16 protein-coding genes are annotated in these 18650 nt (G+C 45.2%); 10 read left to right on the forward strand and 6 right to left on the reverse strand.

The window, feature by feature from the left end; translation table 11 throughout:
- Positions 1 to 4 precede the first annotated feature (4 nt).
- The 6 genes from ACSQ8P_RS10125 to ACSQ8P_RS10150 all read right to left on the reverse strand — a co-directional run bounded on the left by ACSQ8P_RS10125 (position 5) and on the right by ACSQ8P_RS10150 (position 7896).
- Positions 5 to 1795 carry a sensor histidine kinase gene (locus ACSQ8P_RS10125; protein WP_436235053.1) on the reverse strand — a complete coding sequence of 597 codons (1791 nt, stop codon included), beginning with the start codon at positions 1793 to 1795 and terminating at the stop codon, positions 5 to 7.
- A complete protein-coding gene (locus ACSQ8P_RS10130) occupies positions 1788 to 3341 on the reverse strand; it encodes a response regulator (protein WP_436235054.1) in 1554 nt (517 codons plus the stop codon). Before ACSQ8P_RS10130 ends, ACSQ8P_RS10125 begins: the two co-directional genes overlap by 8 nt.
- A 105-nt stretch (positions 3342 to 3446) precedes the next feature.
- The gene (locus tag ACSQ8P_RS10135; protein ID WP_436235055.1) at positions 3447 to 4250 is read right to left on the reverse strand and encodes an AraC family transcriptional regulator; all 804 of its coding nucleotides are present in this window, start codon (positions 4248 to 4250) and stop codon (positions 3447 to 3449) included.
- Between the two features lie 158 nt (positions 4251 to 4408).
- Entirely contained in the window at positions 4409 to 5491 is a 1083-nt protein-coding gene (locus tag ACSQ8P_RS10140) for a Gfo/Idh/MocA family protein (RefSeq protein WP_436235056.1), read from the reverse strand.
- A gap of 1 nt (position 5492) precedes the next feature.
- Positions 5493 to 6263, reverse strand: a complete 771-nt coding sequence (locus ACSQ8P_RS10145) for a sugar phosphate isomerase/epimerase family protein (RefSeq protein WP_436235057.1) — start codon at positions 6261 to 6263, stop codon at positions 5493 to 5495.
- Positions 6264 to 6393: 130 nt separating this feature from the next.
- Positions 6394 to 7896: an alpha/beta hydrolase family protein gene (locus ACSQ8P_RS10150; RefSeq protein ID WP_436235058.1), complete on the reverse strand. Its 1503-nt coding sequence runs from the start codon at positions 7894 to 7896 to the stop codon at positions 6394 to 6396.
- Between the two features lie 226 nt (positions 7897 to 8122).
- Between ACSQ8P_RS10150 and ACSQ8P_RS10155 the strand changes: the two genes are divergently transcribed.
- The 10 genes from ACSQ8P_RS10155 to ACSQ8P_RS10200 all read left to right on the forward strand — a co-directional run bounded on the left by ACSQ8P_RS10155 (position 8123) and on the right by ACSQ8P_RS10200 (position 18629).
- Positions 8123 to 8824 carry a response regulator transcription factor gene (locus ACSQ8P_RS10155; protein ID WP_436235059.1) on the forward strand — a complete coding sequence of 234 codons (702 nt, stop codon included), beginning with the start codon at positions 8123 to 8125 and terminating at the stop codon, positions 8822 to 8824.
- Positions 8821 to 9816, forward strand: a complete 996-nt coding sequence (locus ACSQ8P_RS10160; RefSeq protein WP_436235060.1) for a sensor histidine kinase — start codon at positions 8821 to 8823, stop codon at positions 9814 to 9816. The genes ACSQ8P_RS10155 and ACSQ8P_RS10160 overlap by 4 nt, the downstream gene beginning before the upstream one ends.
- A gap of 135 nt (positions 9817 to 9951) precedes the next feature.
- Positions 9952 to 10728 carry an ABC transporter ATP-binding protein gene (locus ACSQ8P_RS10165; RefSeq protein WP_436239491.1) on the forward strand — a complete coding sequence of 259 codons (777 nt, stop codon included), beginning with the start codon at positions 9952 to 9954 and terminating at the stop codon, positions 10726 to 10728.
- A gap of 25 nt (positions 10729 to 10753) precedes the next feature.
- Positions 10754 to 12640, forward strand: coding sequence for an FtsX-like permease family protein (locus tag ACSQ8P_RS10170; RefSeq protein ID WP_436235061.1), 1887 nt, complete (start codon positions 10754 to 10756; stop codon positions 12638 to 12640).
- A 29-nt stretch (positions 12641 to 12669) separates the two neighbouring features.
- Entirely contained in the window at positions 12670 to 13041 is a 372-nt protein-coding gene (locus ACSQ8P_RS10175) for a hypothetical protein (protein WP_436235062.1), read from the forward strand.
- Between the two features lie 40 nt (positions 13042 to 13081).
- Entirely contained in the window at positions 13082 to 13627 is a 546-nt protein-coding gene (gene sigK / locus ACSQ8P_RS10180; RefSeq protein WP_436235063.1) for an RNA polymerase sporulation sigma factor SigK, read from the forward strand.
- A gap of 65 nt (positions 13628 to 13692) precedes the next feature.
- Positions 13693 to 14370: an ABC transporter ATP-binding protein gene (locus ACSQ8P_RS10185; RefSeq protein ID WP_436235064.1), complete on the forward strand. Its 678-nt coding sequence runs from the start codon at positions 13693 to 13695 to the stop codon at positions 14368 to 14370.
- 1099 nt (positions 14371 to 15469) lie between these two features.
- Positions 15470 to 16804: an ABC transporter substrate-binding protein gene (locus tag ACSQ8P_RS10190; RefSeq protein ID WP_436235065.1), complete on the forward strand. Its 1335-nt coding sequence runs from the start codon at positions 15470 to 15472 to the stop codon at positions 16802 to 16804.
- Positions 16805 to 16887: 83 nt separating this feature from the next.
- Positions 16888 to 17778: a carbohydrate ABC transporter permease gene (locus tag ACSQ8P_RS10195; protein WP_436235066.1), complete on the forward strand. Its 891-nt coding sequence runs from the start codon at positions 16888 to 16890 to the stop codon at positions 17776 to 17778.
- A gap of 17 nt (positions 17779 to 17795) precedes the next feature.
- Positions 17796 to 18629, forward strand: a complete 834-nt coding sequence (locus ACSQ8P_RS10200; protein ID WP_436235067.1) for a carbohydrate ABC transporter permease — start codon at positions 17796 to 17798, stop codon at positions 18627 to 18629.
- Positions 18630 to 18650 lie beyond the last annotated feature (21 nt).

An 18650-nucleotide genomic window follows, 5' to 3' on the forward strand; every position in this document is an offset into this window, starting at 1 on the left:
ATATTTATAAGGAATCCGAATCCATAATTAACGGGATATGCACTTCAACAATCATCCCATCTCCAGGTGAACTGAAGAATTGCAATCCGAAGGCTTCCCCATAGTACAATTTAATTCTTTCTTGTACATTACGAATCCCGTAACCGCTGCCGTTCGGATTGACTATCTTACTGCCTGATTGGAGTACTTCCAGGTGAGCTCCGTCCATACCAACCCCATCGTCAACGACGGACAGTATGATCTGGTCAGCTTGGCGTTCGCAAGTTACCGTAATGATCCCCTCTCGATTCTCACTCTTCAATATACCATGTAGAATAGCATTCTCGATGATGGGCTGAAGCGTTAGTTTCGGAATGAGTCCTTGTAGAAATTCCTCATCGACCTGCATTATAAATTCGATTCTTTGTTCAAAGCGAATATTTTGAATTTGGACATAATAGTCGACCAGTTTCAGTTCGTGTTCAATTGTAATAATGTCCTGTCCATTGCTCAGAGTAAGTTTGTAGTATCCAGCTAAAGAATGCACAAGAGCGGGGATTTGGTCGTTCATCCCGAATTGAGCCATCCAATTGATCTGATCTAGCGTATTGTATAAGAAGTGAGGATTGATCTGGGATTGAAGGGCCTTCAATTCCGATTTAATTGCCTTTACTTCAACATCCTTTAACAAAGCTAGTTGTTTCGACATGTAGTTATAGCTTTGGATGAGCTCTCCGATCTCATCCTCACCTGACGGCTTTACGATAGGTTCTAGGAATCCAGCCTCCATTGCTTTCATCTTTTGACTCAAATGTGTAATCCGCCTAGTCATATGAAGGGAAATATATTGTGCAAGCCCGATGGCTAGCAGTGCGACAACGAGCAAGCTGGCAAGAAGCTCTTTCTGAAGGCGTGTACTTCTTGACACGATCTCCTGAGAGGGAATAACAGTAACCATGGTCAGGTCTGTTTGCGGTATGGGCAGCTGGAGGAATTCAAGCTCTCTGCCGTTTATGATCTGCTTATAACTGCCGCTTGTATGCTGTGTGAGTATAGGTGCAGAGCCATCAGCGAGAAAATATTGCTTCATGAGCAATTCATCCGAAGCAATTAGAATGAGGCCATCGCTGCTCTGTAAGTAAGTTAAACTATTCTTCACGGTGTTGGCACGCGAAACGATTTCTTTCAGATTCCGCTCGTCCATATCCAATCTTAGAACACCAATCGTATCATTATAATGATTGGGATGGCGAATGAGGCGGATAAGGGAGATAACCGGACGGACATCACTAGCTAGGGTTGGATAATCATGCGAAGAAAACCACATGAGCTTTACTCTGGCATTGACCAAGTTCTTATACCATGTCGATTTTTGAACATCATCCAAGCGCAACATGTTGACGCCCTCATCGGCGAATAGAAATCCTTTTGGCAGATAGAGTCGGACCTCGCTTACATCGGTACTGTCACGGAAGGAAATGATGAATTGCCTCATTATGTTTCCATCTTGTAATTGATCATGGATATTGTAATCGTTTACGTTACGCGTTAGGATACGGGTCATATTCTGCTCGTCCAAGGCAATGATATCTGAAACATCGGTCATCCGTTTTAATTTATAGGAAAGAAAGGAATGCGTTTGGTTAAAGCTTTGATTTAGCGAGAAATTGACCATTTCTTGTATAATGCCCGTTACTTTACCAGAGGCATAGAACTGGAGGTAGAGAATAGGAAGCAGAATGAGCAATAGATAGGAGAGCAACAGTTTTTGCTTTAATCTTAGTTTAAGGAGAATGCGATTGAAGGAATTAAACATCAGCGATCCTCTTCCTGAATTCTGAAGGTTGCAGGCCGGTTACTTTTTTAAATATTTTGCTAAAATATTCCCCGTCCCCATACCCTACCTGTAACGCTATATCAAATAACTTGAGATCCTTATTGGCCAACAGTTCTTTGGCCCGGTCAATCCGATATTCCGATAGGAAATGTTTGATAGTCACACCAGTGCCTTCCTTATAGACAAAACACAAGTGAGGGATGGTTACTCCGACATACTCGCTGATTTCGGCCAGTGAAAGCTGGCGATTCTGGTAGTTTCGCTCGATATATTGCGTCACATGACGAATAATTGAGTTGCCCTTTCGCGTTTCCAAATGATCAAAAAGAACATCGAGTTCATCACTCAACAATTGATTTAAGACGTCTAATGTCTGACAAGCGTACAAGCGCTCCACGTATTTACCTACTGCCGCCTCCTGCTTGAACGAAGGAATACCGCTTTCTTTGCCAACTTGTTGTACAGTTTGATAGAGTTGCAAATAGATTCCTTTGGTATAAGTGACAGATGTATCAGGATACTTACATATCTCTTTCATCAAATTCGCAAGCCAATTTTTTGCCTGATAGGCATCATCTTGTTGAAGTGCAAGGGCAAAGGTCGTAATACGCTTATCCTCAAAAAAGAAAGCATCGGTGTGAGAATGATTAGTAGACTCCCATAAGATGGCGTTCGGTGGCTGATAAAAGCCCCTTTGAAGATTGGTCACCGCTGAGATGTAGGAAGCATATAGCTGATCCAACCCATGGACTTGCTGGCCAATTCCTAAATGAAAGCCAGGAACTTTGGGTAACCGAAGGGATACTTGATGGATCCATTGTTGAAGTGAATCGTCCAACGGTATCGTTAGCTCGGAACGGGAGATTAAATGGATGACGACATGATGGTTATCTTTTAACATACTAAAGCAATCTAACGCTGCCATCTGAGCGGCATCCTCGAGTTCTTGCAGAAGGAGATCCCCCTGTTCAATAGCATGATGCCATTTGAGAACGGAGCTCACACAGGGATTGTTGTGTGGAAACTGAGAACCGATTAAAGGAAACAACCGCGCAAGCTTATCTGATTGATACACAGGAGAACACAATAGAGCGGCTATTTCCCGTTTAATAAGAGGCATACTTTCTTCCTCTCCCATGTCGGTTCGCAGGTCGTTCTGGACCATCTTGGAAGCGGTGCGAATCGCTTCATGCAGCTCATCTGGATGGATCGGTTTTTCTACATAATGGACAGCATGTAAAGAAATAGCGGCTTTCAAATACTCCTTATCCGAGAAGCCGCTCATGAAGATGATATGAACTTTCGGACAAAACTCCCGAATACTGCGAGCTGCCTCAATACCGTCCATATGGGGCATACGGATATCTGTAAGCAGAATGTCGGGGCGGAACTGCTCAGCGATCCGAACGGCATCGCGACCATCTTCTGCTTGCATCACTTCATTGATTCCGCATTGCTTCCAGTCGGTCTTCATCAGAATCCCTTTGCGAATCAACTGTTCGTCTTCCACAAGTAAAAGCTTCATGATGACCCTCCCGTACACATTAGTAGATAGTTTCATTATAGTATGTTTCATTTGGATTCAAAACGGAATCTTAATTTCAGACATATATTCGAAAGTTTAGCGGGGTCATGGGAGTTTCGAACGATTCTGTTGTTCTCCGCGATATTGCCGGGGGGATAGTCCGAAATGCATGCGAAATTGTCGGTGGAAGTAGGTGTAGCTGTTGAAACCGCATGACTTTGCGACATAATCAAGCGACATTGCGCTGAAACGAATACGTTCGCACGCGACAGTAAGACGGACTTCAATGGCATAACTCATGATGGATTGACCAAAATTGGTTTTAAACAAATTGACAGCTCTAGAGACACTAATCCCCGCATGTTTGGCGATTCGCTCAAGGGTGAGCGCTTCTATTGCATGTTGATCAATGAAAGTTTTTATTTGATAAGCGATGTAGGAGGGACTTAATGTTTTTCCCATGCTAGCAGTTTCATGCAGGCGCTGTAAAGTCAAGCAAAAGACACGCATTAAATAATCTGTCAATTCATCGACGGTGCCGTTCCTCCGTAACGTTTCCTTCGCCAACTGTTTCCACAGTTTCAGCAGATCATCGTCAAGAGGTATGGTTGACTTCTGCGGAGGGGAGAAATTGTCCCACCACTGGTCAATCCATGTTCCATTGCAAATCACATAGTAATCGATGCTGTTGTTTTTCAAGATAAGCTCATACTTTTCACCAGGACGAAACATCAGCAGATCTCCAGGCTCAATCACAACGTATTCGTTATCAATCAACGCCTCGCAGGAACCGCTTGTCTGCAATCTAATGATGTATGTGGTTAAAAACTCAGAAGGATACCTGAGACGCTTCTTATGGTGCGCCATGGCTACATCAATTGTTTCAGCTCGCAATTTATCCTCGCCCATCCATCATCAGTTTTCTCCTTTGTCTGCGCAAATTGTTCATGTTTAGTAACTATTTCATTATTATACAAGCTTTCTAGCCAATTGTACGCACATATTCCTTGAACAAACACAACCGCCCTTAATCAGGGCGGCGAGTGTTTAAGCTTAACTTTATGAGGTTAGTCAAAATAAATGGCTTTCCCAGTCTTCGAAGACTCATAGATGGCTTCTAATATTTGCGTGACAACAAGCGCTTGTTCCGGTTTTACTACCGGTTCGGTATCATGAAGGATGCATTCCAGCCACAACCGCGCTTCCAAGTCGCTTGGACTCTCTGTTTGGCCTTCAAAAAAAGCGACGCCTCCTGCGTTCAAATCGATGGTGGTCGTAGTCATTCTACCGAGCTTTTCGCTATTAATTCGGAGTCCGTCACGCATATCCGCTCCGCCTTCCGTACCGCAAAGCGTCGTTTTGGCCTCTAAAGTGTCAAGTGAGTTAAGTGCCCAACTGGATTCGAGAATAACGCTCGCACCGTTCTGCATCGTGATGAAGGCGAAAGCCGAATCTTCCACCGTAAACTTTTCTGGATCCCACGGTCCCCAAAGATTCGCTGCGTTTTCTTTACGGCTTAGCTCGTGATAGGCCTTGCCCAAAACACATTTTGGTGCGTAATTGTTCATCATCCGAAGTGTTAAATCCAACGCATGGCTACCGATATCAATGAGAGGGCCACCCCCTTGTTTCTCTTGATCTAGAAAGACGCCCCAGGTGGGAACAGCGCGTCTGCGAATCGCATGAGCCTTGGCAAAATAGATCTCGCCGAGCTCGCCGTTATCGCAAATTTGTTGCAAATACCGACTGTCTGGCCGGAAATTATTCTGATAGCCGATCGAGAGCTTTTTGCCTGTACGTTTGGCAGCATCCACCATGGCTTGTGCTTCGGCAGCCGTTTTGGCCATCGGTTTCTCACACATGACATGTTTGCCTGACTCCAGGGCTGCAATCGAGATTTCCGCATGCGAATCGTTCGGCGTACACACATAGATGACATCAATGGCGACATTTGCTAGGACTTCTTTATAATCGTAAAATGCTTTTGCGTCAGTTGAACCGTATCCTGCCACTGCTTTTTCTGCTTTTTCGATAATAATGTCACAGAAGGCGACCAATTCCAGTTCCTTCAGCTTGGAAAGTGCAGGGAAATATTTCTCGAAGGCAATGCCCCCGCAACCAATTACTGCCCCTTTAAGTTTTTTCGCCATCTTAAATGACCTCCATAAACCTATAATTTTGGCTTAGCCAATCCATACTTATCTGTACACTTTCTAACGCAGGCAAGTCGCAATCGTCTTGTTCGACGATGAGCCATTCTGTTCCCGCCCTTGCTGCTGCCCTAATAATGGCTGGTAAATTCATTTCACCGCGTCCCAGTTCCACCGTTTGATACGTGTCACTTTCGAACTTGCGAATGTCCTTCAAATGAATTAAAGGTATGCGTCCGGCATATTTGTCGAGGTAAGCGATAGGATCGCTGCCAGCTTTATGTACCCAGCAAACATCGAGCTCACTTTTCATATTTTCTGGGGATGTGCTTCCAAAAAAGGCATCAAACCAAATTTGATCCCCATAAACTTCAGTGAATTCAACATAATGATTATGAAATCCAAATTCGATGCCATTTCTTCTAAACTGTTCACTGCACTTGTTGAAGAAAGCAACAGTCTCGGGAAGTGCTTGTCGTTGTTCTTGAGTGATTCCAGGACAGATGACATAACGGCTTCCGAGCGCGACATTCATAGCAATTTCTTCTTCTAGATGGTTTTGCAGTCGCTCCATGTTTACATGACTGCCTACGGCTTGAAGTGACAGCGTGTTCAGCAGCTTCTTCAGCTGTTCAGGGCTAAACCCGTAATAACCCGCAAATTCCACACCCGCATAGCCCATCTCGGCAACTTTTTGCAAAGTTGCTGCAGCGTCTCGACTCATTTCATCTCGGAGTGTGTACAGTTGTAGACCTATTCCCATTTTGTTCATGAAAGGCTCCTTTCATTTCATATAATCGTTCATCTCTGATTTATTATAAGATGAACAATTTTTTCATTAAATGAAGGATATCATTGAAACATGAACAATCTGATTAAGTTTTCCAATGCAGGGAAATACATTATAATCGCAATGCTCCGAACTTCACCTCCGGAAAGCGGCTATCTGGTCCTTTTAATAAGATACCTCCTTGATTTTTCAGATACGTATCGAAGAAATCCAGCATGTAGGCATTGATAATGGCGTTAGCTCTATGTGGGGCAATCTTACCAGTAATGCCCAGAAATTTGAATATTGGAGAAATGAATTGTACGTCGGTAAAATTCAAATGCTCCGAATTTTCGAGATAGAGGAATTGCCCCCCTGAAGCGACCGATTCGCGTATGCGTTCAAGTTCTAACTTTTTGTCTTCCGTTACTTGATCCGTCCACGCTCTTGTGTTACCCATGTGTTTAAGCTCTGCCTCCGTATAGACGTGGTTATCCATCACGAGCTTTAATCGTCCGAATTCGCTTTCCGAGTTCATGAACAAAAACGGCTTTCGTAGACTCTCTCGGTCACGCAGTCGATAAAGTGCGCCATCCAAGTCGATTCCAGCCGTGATTCGCGGATCGTAGGAAGCGTCATAGGCTGTTGCTCCGCCGATGGAATGACCGAACACCCCAACATGACCTAGATCTATCCTCCCTATTAGATGACTTGGCATCTGTCCCGATTGGATGAGTCCGAATTGGTCCAGCACAAACGTCACATCGTCGGTTAACATTTTTCCTAACTTGTCGCGATTTCCATTTTCCATCTGGTAGTCATGGTCGGGTGAGAATAAGTCGTTGGTTGAGCTGGTTGTGATTCGACCGTCAGGAAACTCAGTTGCAAATGTATTGTAGGTGTGATCGATCACGGCCACGACATATCCGTGACTTGCGAGATTTTCGGCTTGCGACGTGTGGAGGAACCTAGAGGAGCCAAAGCCAGGATTCGCAAGAATTAGTGGGTATGAAGTCTGTGCTGAAGAGATTTCGCCCCCCGAATACGTATGACTGGATACGTACTTCAGGTGCTGCAAAGTAAACCCGGGAAGGCCATAATTCGCAGCCATATAACGTAATATCCGAGTATCGGGAATAAGAGGAGCGTGTTTGCCTGTGCCAGCTTGAGCTGGATACCATACCTGAACCATCAATTCTCTTTTGCCACCTCTGGATCCGCCATAAATCTCTTCTCTATTGGTATCCACGAAATGTAACGATTGCATGCCTACCTTAAATTTGCCTGTCGGTTCAGATAATTGAAATACAGGAAAAGCATACATAAGACCCGCTGTTGCGACCAGCAGGATCGCCAAAGCGGCATAAGCCGAACCCAATAGGAATCGCGGGATTTGTGTTGGGCTGGATTTTTTCAAATAACGATAACCTGAACTGGCGAAGAAAATGATCGTTATGCCATACAAGCAAAATAGCTGAACTCGATATCCTTCCACCGTCCAATGAATGACCAGTATAAGTGTGGCGATCCCGCTTGCAACGAAAACTGGCATTTTACGCTGTCCTTTTTTTAATAGGATTGTTAATGCAAATAAGCCGATGTTTGACAATAAAAGCAACAATTCAAACAGCCTCATCTTGATTCTCCTTTTTAAAAATTCTAATATTCTGTTCCAATCTTATCCTGCCAGTGTGGCCTAAGCTATCGATTTGACTTACATCTACCTTACAATGTTGTAATTCGATCTTACGGTAATAGAAGACTCGTAAAACGGTTTCTTTTCACCTTGAAAGAGTGCTGCTTAAGGTTATAATAGCTTACAAAGGTACTTCATCTTTAAAATCAGGAAGGGGCCAAGTCTTATGTTTAGTATCTTGATAGTAGAAGATGATCTTAAGCTGGCGCAGCTGCTTCAATCATATATGGAGAAATACGGGTACCGAGCGGAATCGGTCCAGGAGTTCGACCGAGTTATGGAGGTGTTCCAGCGCATTCGTCCGGATCTCGTGCTGCTCGACGTCAATCTGCCCCATTACGACGGCTATTACTGGTGCAGACAAATCCGAACGGTATCCACCTGCCCCATATTGTTTATCTCTGCCCGTGACGGCAAGATGGAGCAGGTTATGGCGCTGGAGAATGGGGCGGACGATTATATCGCCAAGCCCTTCGATTATGAAGTAGTCATGGCCAAGATTAAGAGCCAGCTTCGTCGCGCATACGGCTCATACGCCTCGAACAAGAGGGAACGTACCGTGGAATGCACAGGACTCGTGTTGTATCCAGAAAGGCTTGAACTAACCTTATCCGACAAAACCGTAGATCTCAGTCATAAAGAATCCATGCTGATGGAAACACTGATGGAAAGCAGTTCCAAGGTGGTCAGCCGCAATTGGCTTTTGGAGAAGCTGTGGGATGGTCAACAATTCATTGACGACAACACGCTTAATGTCAATATCACGCGCATCCGCAAAAAATTAGCCGAGCTCGGCATTGAAGAAGCGTTGGAAACCGTGCGGGGAGCCGGGTATAAACTGCGGCCTATCTGGAGGGAGGAGCCATGAGGCTGTTTTGGAAAGAGCATGTTCCGTTAGTGTTTATGTATGCCGGACAGCTTCTGCTGACGGTTTATATGTGCCGATTATCCGGTTTCCGAAATACCTTCGATCTTGCCTACATTTGCATGGTAAATACGGCCTTGTTCGCTTTTTACTTGATATACCGTTATATCCGACATTTTCAAATGTATCAGAGGCTGACTCGTCCTCTTTCGTCCCTTGACGAATCGGCCGGATATATCGGGAACGCGCCGCTCGCGGATGCACTTGGGCATCTGCTCCAGGAGAAGTATCGTCTCTATCAGAACGATATAGAGAGGTACCGTAAGAAGCTAACCGATCATGTCACCTTTATTAATCAGTGGGTGCACCAGATGAAAACCCCGCTTTCCGTTATGCACCTTGCGGTTCAGCAAGAAACCGATCCCTTTTTTGACAGCATGCGAGAGGAAATAGATAAGCTGAAGAAGGGGCTTGACACAGTGCTCTATACATCGCGGTTGGATGCGTTCGAGCAGGATTTCGTGGCGGAGCCGGTGGCTCTTCGTCAGTTGGTAGGGAAAGTGGCGGCTGAACACAAAAATTTGTGGATCCGCAATAAGGTTTTTCCGGAAATTCAAGTGGATGACGGATTGATGGTCATGTCCGATGACAAGTGGCTTGCATTCGCGCTCGGCCAATTAATCACCAATGCCGTACGGTATTCGGCCGGTTTAAGCAGCCGTATCATGATTACTTCCGAAGTGCAAGGCCAGCAGGTGGTTCTTGAAATTCGGGATCATGGTGTCGGAATTCCCAAACAGGACATTAAGCGGGTGTTTGACGCTTATTTTACAGGGGAAAACGGAAGACGGTTCGGCGAGTCTACGGGCATGGGGCTCTACCTGGTTCGAGAGATCGCCTCGCGACTTGATCATCACGTCGAGCTTGAATCTGAGCAGGGACAAGGAACTGCAGTACGTATATGGATGAGAATCGCGCATGTTCAAGCTATATGAACATGCTTTTTCATTACAACATTGTAAGATTCGTATAAGAATAATCGATGGTATCGTGCCAGGGGATCAGCTATGATGATGCGAGAGCGTAATGGAACTTGAAGTTGCGACTGTATGAAAGGAAGAATGACGGATATGGATATGCTAATCGTGCGCAATTTAGGAAAAGTTTATGATGGTGGCAGCATTGCGTATAGGGCGATGAGCGACATGAACCTCGTTGTGGAGAAAGGTGAGTTTGTTGGCATTATGGGTCCATCAGGCAGCGGCAAAACAACTCTGCTGAATGTAGTATCCACAATCGATACGCCTACCTCTGGGGAAGTGTTGATTAATGGGGAGAATCCCCATTTATTATCCAAACATGACCTGGCCCTGTTCCGCAGAAGGAAATTGGGCTTTGTCTTTCAGGATTTTAATTTGCTAGATACGCTGACGATCGGGGAAAATATCATTCTCCCTCTTACGCTAGATGGGAAAAGTGTGAAAGAGATGGATGCCAAACTCCATCTAGTGGCCGATAAACTGGGCATCACCCAAATTCTGAATAAACGAACCTATGAAGTATCGGGAGGGCAGCGGCAGAGGGCGGCCATTGCAAGGGCCATCATTCATACCCCTTCGCTGCTGCTGGCCGATGAGCCGACAGGAAATCTCGACTCCAAATCTTCACGTGATGTCATGGAAACGATGGAGGCCATCAACCAAGCCGATCACACGACCATGCTGCTGGTCACCCATGACGCTCTCGCGGCTAGCTACTGCCACCGGGTTGTATTCATCAAGGATGGTCAGCTCTATAATGAATTTTACCGAGGGAACAACCGGCAAGCCTTCTTCCAACAGATTATCGATATGCTCTCGTTAATGGGAGGGAATGCACATGAGCTTTCACCGCTTCGTGTCAATTAAGAAGAGTTCCCTGGAGGGTCAATAGATGACGTTGCGACAATTTGCCTTCCGCAATGTTAGCCGGAACAAGCGGATATATGCCGCTTTTTTTCTGAGCAGCACATTTTCAGTGATGATCTTTTTTATTTATGCTGTTTTTATTTTTCACCCTGCCATAAAAAATTCCGGTTTCAATTGGTCGGCCATTCAGGCAATGATGGTTGCGGAATATATTGTCTATGTGTTCTCTATCTTTTTCGTATTCTATTCCGTCAGCGCCTTTCTGAAATCGCGCAAACGGGAATTCGGCGTGCTGATCATGCTCGGCATGACTTACAATCAGCTGCGTTGGATCGTCTTTATCGAAAGCATGGTGATTGGATTCGCTTCCATAGTAGGGGGGCTTGCCGCGGGAATGCTGTTCGCCAAGCTATTCATGATGATCGGAGCTGATCTGATGCAGATGAGCCCGTTGCCATCCTACATGCCTAGCCAAGCAATTCTGCTCACGCTGTCTGCATTCGTGCTGTTGTTTCTCGTCATCTCAGCGTTCACTGCCGCATTCGTACGAGCCAGCAAGCCCATCGATCTGCTAAAAGGCAGCGCCAAACCGAAGTCTGAGCCTAAATCATCCCTCTTTCTTTCAATGGCAGCGTTCTGCCTGCTTCTTGCCGGATACATAATCTCGTTCCTGGTTCAAGGAGTCTCGGTCGTTTTCGCTCTATTGCCTGTCACAGTCTTAGTCATTATCGGTACTTATTTGTTGTACACACAGTTGAGCGTGTTTGTGATTCGCGCGTTAAGAAGCAACCGTTCTGTCTTTCTCCGCAAAACGAATGTACTGGTTTTGTCCGACATGGCGTATCGTATGAAGGACAACGCCCGCATGTTCTTTCTCGTTACGATCGTTTCGACAGTCGCCATTTGCGCTATGGGCGGTTTGATGGGATTTCTGGAAACCATCCACAAGCAAATTTCGGATGCTTACCCGTTAGCTTATACCTATAGCCAAACTAACGGTGATGCCGGGCAAGCAGCCCATCAAACGAAAATAATCGAACAAGCGCTCCAAGAACGGGAGATTCGTTATGATACATTGTCCGTTCATATAGCGAACATCGAATTAACAGATGGACAATCACTAAATTTCATCCACCTGTCCGAGTATACCAAGCTTGCGAAAGCCTTGGATTATCCGGTACTGTCGCTGCAGGGGAATGAAGCGGCGGCCATCTGGACCATGAAAAACCGGCCGTTTCCGGAACACGCGTGGTCAGTAAAAGGAGCATCGATCATTCTGGATGTGAAACAAACTGTTGGCAAGGCGGTCACGCCCCCCATCGTCGATGAACCGTTGTTGATCGTTCAGGATAGTATACTTGACTCCTTCGGCAAGCCGAGAAATGATCAGCTTATAACTGCTTACGTTACGGACAGCGCCGATTCAACGGCGGACACGGGGGAGGCCATCGCGGAGCTGCTCGGAAATGCACAAACCTCCAATTTTTGGTTTGCATCTCCTGCCTATTTGGAAGAACAGATGAAGCGGACTTATAATCTGATGCTTTTCGTCGGGGTGTTTGTCAGTTGTGTATTTTTTGTTGCGTCGGGAAGCTTTCTCTATTTCCGGCTGTTTACCGATCTCAACGATGACAAGATGAAGTACCGTTCCATCACGAAGATCGGATTAACCGACAAGGAACTCGAGAAAGTGGCCACTTTGCAGATGGCACTGTTGTTTTTCGTACCACTCGCGGTCGCGTTTATCCACAGCTCGGTTGCGCTCTACGCTCTGCATAACCTGCTTCATGCGCCGGTGATTCATTCGGCTATTACGGTCTACAGCGTTTTCCTTGTCGCGCAATTCCTGTACTTTCTACTGATCCGTGCCCGTTATTTAAAGAATTTGAAACAATCAGCGGGTTTTAACTGATTGCCCCTATTTCTGAAAGGATCGTCGGCTTGGAACCGGATCACAAGACTTTTCAATGGTCTCATACGACCCCAAAAAGTAACAACCCAAAAGACGTCTCTTATCCAACAAGTGATATTGGAAGTTCTTATGATACAGATATCTCATTCTCTGTCGGGGTTTACGATGGTTTGACTCAATCCACGTTCACAAATAAGAAAGTTTATATTGATGAGAATACACCAACTGTTTTCTACAACATGAGTATTTTAACAACTTCTTCTTCTTCTTCTTCTTCTTCTTCTTCTTCTTATGGCGGAAATACCTATACCAATACGACTGACTACACGACGTTCCGAACAGTATTAGATTTAATTTTTAAGGGACCTGGACAATATTGTCCGGGTTTTCGTTTTAATTGAATGGAGACTTTGGTTCGAACATTACTCTGAAAATGGCACTGTGTATTATTTTGAATTTACCTTGCTTTGTGTTCACAACCTCAAAAAATTCGACAATACGGGGGAAGATCTGGAGGATTTGATCTCGATTGGGACGATTGGATTGATCAAAGCTATCGAATCTTTCTCCCCAAACAAAGGGACAAAGCTGGCGACTTTTGCAGCACGTTGTATTGAGAATGAGATCCTGATGCACCTGCGTTCTTTGAAGAAAACACGTAAAGATGTGTCCTTGCATGACCCGATCGGAACGGATAAAGAGGGGAATGAAATTACGCTTATTGATATCCTCGGCAGCGAGGCGGATGATGTGGTGGATGCGGTGCAGTTGAAGATTGAGAAGAGCAAGATTTATCGCAATTTGGAGATATTGGACGACCGGGAGAAGGAAGTCGTAGTCGGAAGGTTTGGGTTGGAGTTAGGTGGTGAAGAGCGGACGCAGCGGGAGATTGCTAAGGAGCTAGGAATTTCGCGTTCGTACGTATCGCGGATTGAGAAGCGGGCGCTCATGAAGCTGTATCATGAATTTTATAAGGCAAAGCGGTAAGTCGCCTTTAGGTTGTAGCATCGCATTCTTCATTTATTTGGCATCAGATAATGGAGGCGAAGACAATGACAGCCTTAATCCAAATTGAGAATGTTAGTAAATTTTATTATATGGGCGGCGAGACGATTCGTGCGTTGGATGACATTACGTTAGACATCGTGCAGGGGGAGTTTGTCGCCATCATGGGGCCTTCGGGCTCTGGCAAGTCCACGTTGATGAATATCATCGGCTGTTTGGACGTTTCGGACGAAGGCTTGTATGTCCTCGATGGGAAGCAGATTCACTCGCTGAATGATTCACAATTGGCCGAGATTCGGAATCGGAAGATCGGGTTTGTATTTCAGAGTTTTAACCTGCTGCCGAGGTTGAGCGCTTATGAGAATGTGGAGCTACCGTTGATCTATCGTGGAATGACGAGGAAGCAGCGTGAGCCGCTGGTTATAGAAGCGTTGGAAGCGGTGGATTTGCTGGATCGGAGGAAGCACTTTCCCTCGGAGCTTTCTGGTGGACAGCAGCAGCGCGTTGCGATTGCGCGTACATTGGCAGGCGATCCACCGATCATTTTGGCGGATGAGCCTACGGGGGCGCTGGATTCGAAGACTGGCGCGGAAATCATGGAGATTTTCAGCCGATTGAATGAGCAGGGCAGGACGATTATTGTGATTACGCATGATCGGCAAGTTGCGGAACAGGCCAAGAGAGTTGTAAGGTTTCGGGATGGGAAGTTGAATGAGGTTGGGTAAGTCAGGACCGGGACTCCGATGATGGGGTGCCGGTTTTTTGATGAATTAATTAAGCGAGTACTGTATTCGAACGTAAATCGGTGATTAGATTAACATACACGATGTGATGTCCAATAAACGATAAAATAGCGGGATCATTATATGAGTAGTTTTGATAGGTACTCCCAGAGGGAGCTGGCAAAACATTCGGGGTTAAGTCATTCCTATATCAGCTTGCTGGAGAGATCGCTTAAGTCAATGGTACCAGCGACCCTTAACGAAGCAATCAGAGCTAAGTCGGAAAAGTGTATTCCGAAGTTTTTAATTAGAAGAAGATATAATTCATTTGAAGTTTTCCTGTTGATCCATATGGGAACGAGCTCTTCAAGAGTTCCTGTACAGTACTGGTTGCCGAGTTGGAGAAGTACATAAAATAAACATTAAAGATATAAACTGCTCGTCCCCATCCGCTACCCAATATAGGCTGGCTGATGTTGGACAGCGTTCCTGATCCGAATCCACTGCCATTTTATGCTGAACCTGCTAATGTCGGAAGAACTGTTTGGATTCTTTTCCACTCCCAGTTGGGTCGAAAAGCTTAATAGTGTTTGTTTCAGGGGAAGCACGTTTATGGATTGACGGAAAGAAGACGGAACTCATCAGCCCGCCTGGTTGGCTTCGATTTGTATCCACAATTATCCTGTTCAGCAGCTTTTGAATATGCTCATCTACAGAACACGCGGTTTAGCCGCTGGGAGTCATTCACAATATGGGCTTGGATCTTCATTAATTTGTTGGCTCATCTTCATCTGAGGGTTTACGCACCGTTCAATGAAATGTAATCGGAACTTAGTGAAACGATTTAGTGTATCGATTTCCTGTTGACAACAACTGAGAATTTGCTTTAGAATAAAGTTAAGAAATCGATTTACTAAATCGATTAACCTCATGGAACTTACTACAACTAACTGTTATGAAACCCGTAATCATCCTCCATCCTCAGAATTCTCACAACCAAAGCAAGCAATGATGAATGATCCAAACTATTTCACGAAACCTGAATCGAATAGGTTTATGAAAAAGTGTGGATAAATGTGTTATCAAAAAAGGAGGGCTTTAAATGAAGAAAATGAAAGCGCTTTTATTTATTCCTCTGATCGCATCTTTCGGATTGACAGCATGCAGCAGCTCCACTCCTGCGGGCACTACCTCATCTGCCGCTCCAGCAGCAACAGCAGCAACTACGGCCAAGAGTGATGAGAAGGTATCCATCCGTTTTGCCTGGTGGGGGGATGGGAAGAGGCATGAGAAGTATAATGCCATCGCGGATATGTATGAGAAACAGCATCCCAATGTTAAAATCGTAAGGGAGTTCGGTTCTTTTAATGATTATTGGGATAAAATGGCCACTCAAACAGCAGGCGGTAATATGCCGGATGTCGTGGGGATGCATGCTACATATGTTGCGGACTATGCACGCCGCAATACGCTGCTTGATCTGGGCCCTTTCCTCCAAGACAGCACAATCAATCTGAAAGACTTCCCAGAAGCGGTGCAGGCCGCAGGCAAAGTGAACAGTAAAACCGTCATGGTCGCACAGGGTGTAACGATGACGGGTTGGGAATACAACACTGCCATGTTTGACAAATTAGGTGTCAAATATCCGGATTACAACTGGACATGGGATGATTTTACAGCTAAGGTGACGGAACTTCAGAAAGCAATCAAAGAGCCCGGTGTCTGGGCAGCCGGCGATAACAGCAATGATATTACAGGTCTTCAGGTATTTGCCCGCCAAAGAGGGAAGGATCTGTTTACAGCAGAAGGCAAGTTAGGTGTAAACAAAGATGATATGGTCGCATGGTTTTCCATTTGGGATAAGCTTCGCAAAATCAAGGCGATTCCGGATGCGGCAACGACAGAACAGTATTCAACGGTGTCGCTCGATCAAGGCTTGTTCGTCAAAGGGAAACTTGCGCTGACGGTATTCCCGTACAATCAGATTCCGCTGTATCAGAACTACATCAAAGAGGGCGAAGTCCGCGCGGTCCGCAGACCGATTGATCCGAATGGCAAAGAGGGCGAGTTTGTTGAAGGTGCTTACTTAGCAGTCTCTGCTAACTCGAAGCAAGCCAAAACAGCCGCAAGCTTCATCGATTTCTTTGTCAATAACGAGGAAGCCGAGAAGGTGTTTAAATTGGAACAGGGTGCGCTTGGATCAACGAAGGGCAATGAAACGATCAAACCGCTGCTTTCTCCAGCTGAGCAAAGAACAACGGAAGCGATTCAGACGAGCCTTAAGACTGCAGGCCAACTTCCGCTTCCGCCGGCAGGTCAGGGCGCTGTTCGTACGCTGCTCTTGGAGACTGCGCAAGCCGTTGCCTTCGGCAAGAGCACAGTTGATCAGGGATCCCAGGATTTTATCGCTAAAGCCACAGCTATTTTAAATAAATAATTAAGCAAATTACAACATTCATTCTTGCGGCCGGATGTTAACGACATACAGGCGCATTCGGCCGCAACATTGGGAGTGAAATCATGACTGCCATTAAGACGTTCTTGAAAAACAACTGTACGGGTTACTTATTTTTAACGCCGTGGCTGATCGGATTGATTGGTTTAAGCGCATTCCCAATGGGTTTTTCACTTTACCTGGCATTTACCAAATATGATTTATTCTCACCGCCGCAATGGATAGGTCTCAGCAATTTTACCGAAATGTTTCATGACAAGAAATATATGGAAAGCATCAAAGTAACAACCAGTTACGTGCTGTTGGCTGTTCCACTTGCTCTTTCATTCGCCCTATCTGTTGCGCTTCTGTTGAACAAGGGAATAAGTGGTCTACGAGTATACCGGGCTATTTATTATGTCCCTTCATTATTTGGCGGCAGTGTAGCCATTGCCTTGTTATGGCGGCAAATCTTTGGCGGTGAAGGTTTGATTAACAGAATCCTGCATGTATTTGGGGCAGAAGGCATTAACTGGATAGCTACCCCAAGCACGGCGCTTTACACTTTGATTGTATTGTCAACGTGGCAATTCGGCTCCGCTATGGTGATCTTCTTGGCCGGTTTAAAGCAAATTCCGGTTGATTTATATGAATCAGCGAGAATCGATGGGGCTAGTACATTCAGGCAATTTCTGAATATTACGTTTCCTATGCTCACTCCTATTCTATTTTTCAATCTTGTCATGCAGATCATTCATGCCTTTCAGGCCTTCACACCAGCGTTTATCGTAAGCGGCGGCACCGGCGGTCCGCTGAATTCCACCTTGTTTTACACCCTGTATCTATACCAGAAAGGATTTGCCCAATTTGACATGGGCTATGCTGCAGCAATGGCATGGATGCTCCTCGTCACAATTGCGCTTGTGACATCGCTGCTTTTCGTTACATCGAAAAAATGGGTCTATTATCAGGAATAGGGGTGATCCTTTTGGTTATGAGCAGAGCATCCCGTTATGTTCTCCATGCAAGTATTATAGCCGGTTGTGTCATCATGATTTATCCGCTGTTATGGATGTTCGTGAGCTCGTTCAAAGAGAATACGGAAATTTTCACGAATACGTCCTTGATCCCGGGAAAAATCACATTTGATAATTATAAGCAAGGATGGGCTGGCTTATCCGGAGTGACGTTTGGCCATTTTTTTCTGAATACTTTCTTTCTTGTAGCCATGTGCATCATCGGAAATTTGATCTCCAGTTCGATGGCGGCTTATGCTTTCGCCCGGCTTAACTTCATCCTGAAACAAGTGCTGTTCGCTATCATGCTCATGACGTTGATGCTTCCTTTTCACGTGACTGTCATTCCGCAGTATATCATGTTTAATAAATTTGGCTGGATCAATACGTATCTGCCGTTAATACTGCCGAAGTTCCTCGGTGTTGAAGCCTTTTTCATTTTCTTAATCGTACAATTCATCCGCTCTCTCCCTCGGGAATTAGATCAAGCAGCTGAGATTGACGGGTGCGGTCCAATTAAAATGTATTGGTATATCATGATCCCGCTTACCGTTCCTGCTTTAATGACGACTTCGATTTTTACGTTTATTTGGACCTGGAATGATTTCTTCAGTCAGCTTTTATATATCAGCGATATTCAATTATTTCCGATTGCTTTAGCGCTTAGAATGTTCACCGATTCCATGGGGGATAACTCCTGGGGGGCTTTGTTCGCAATGTCCATCCTATCCCTTGTTCCTGTATTTGCGATGTTCATCTTCTTCCAGAGATATCTGATTGAAGGCATTTCTACAGGAGGATTGAAAGGTTAGAAGTTTGTGTTTAAAGAAGTT

Origin of the sequence: Paenibacillus sp. LjRoot153 (assembly GCF_964253085.1) — a bacterium.
GTDB lineage: Bacteria > Bacillota > Bacilli > Paenibacillales > NBRC-103111 > Paenibacillus_E.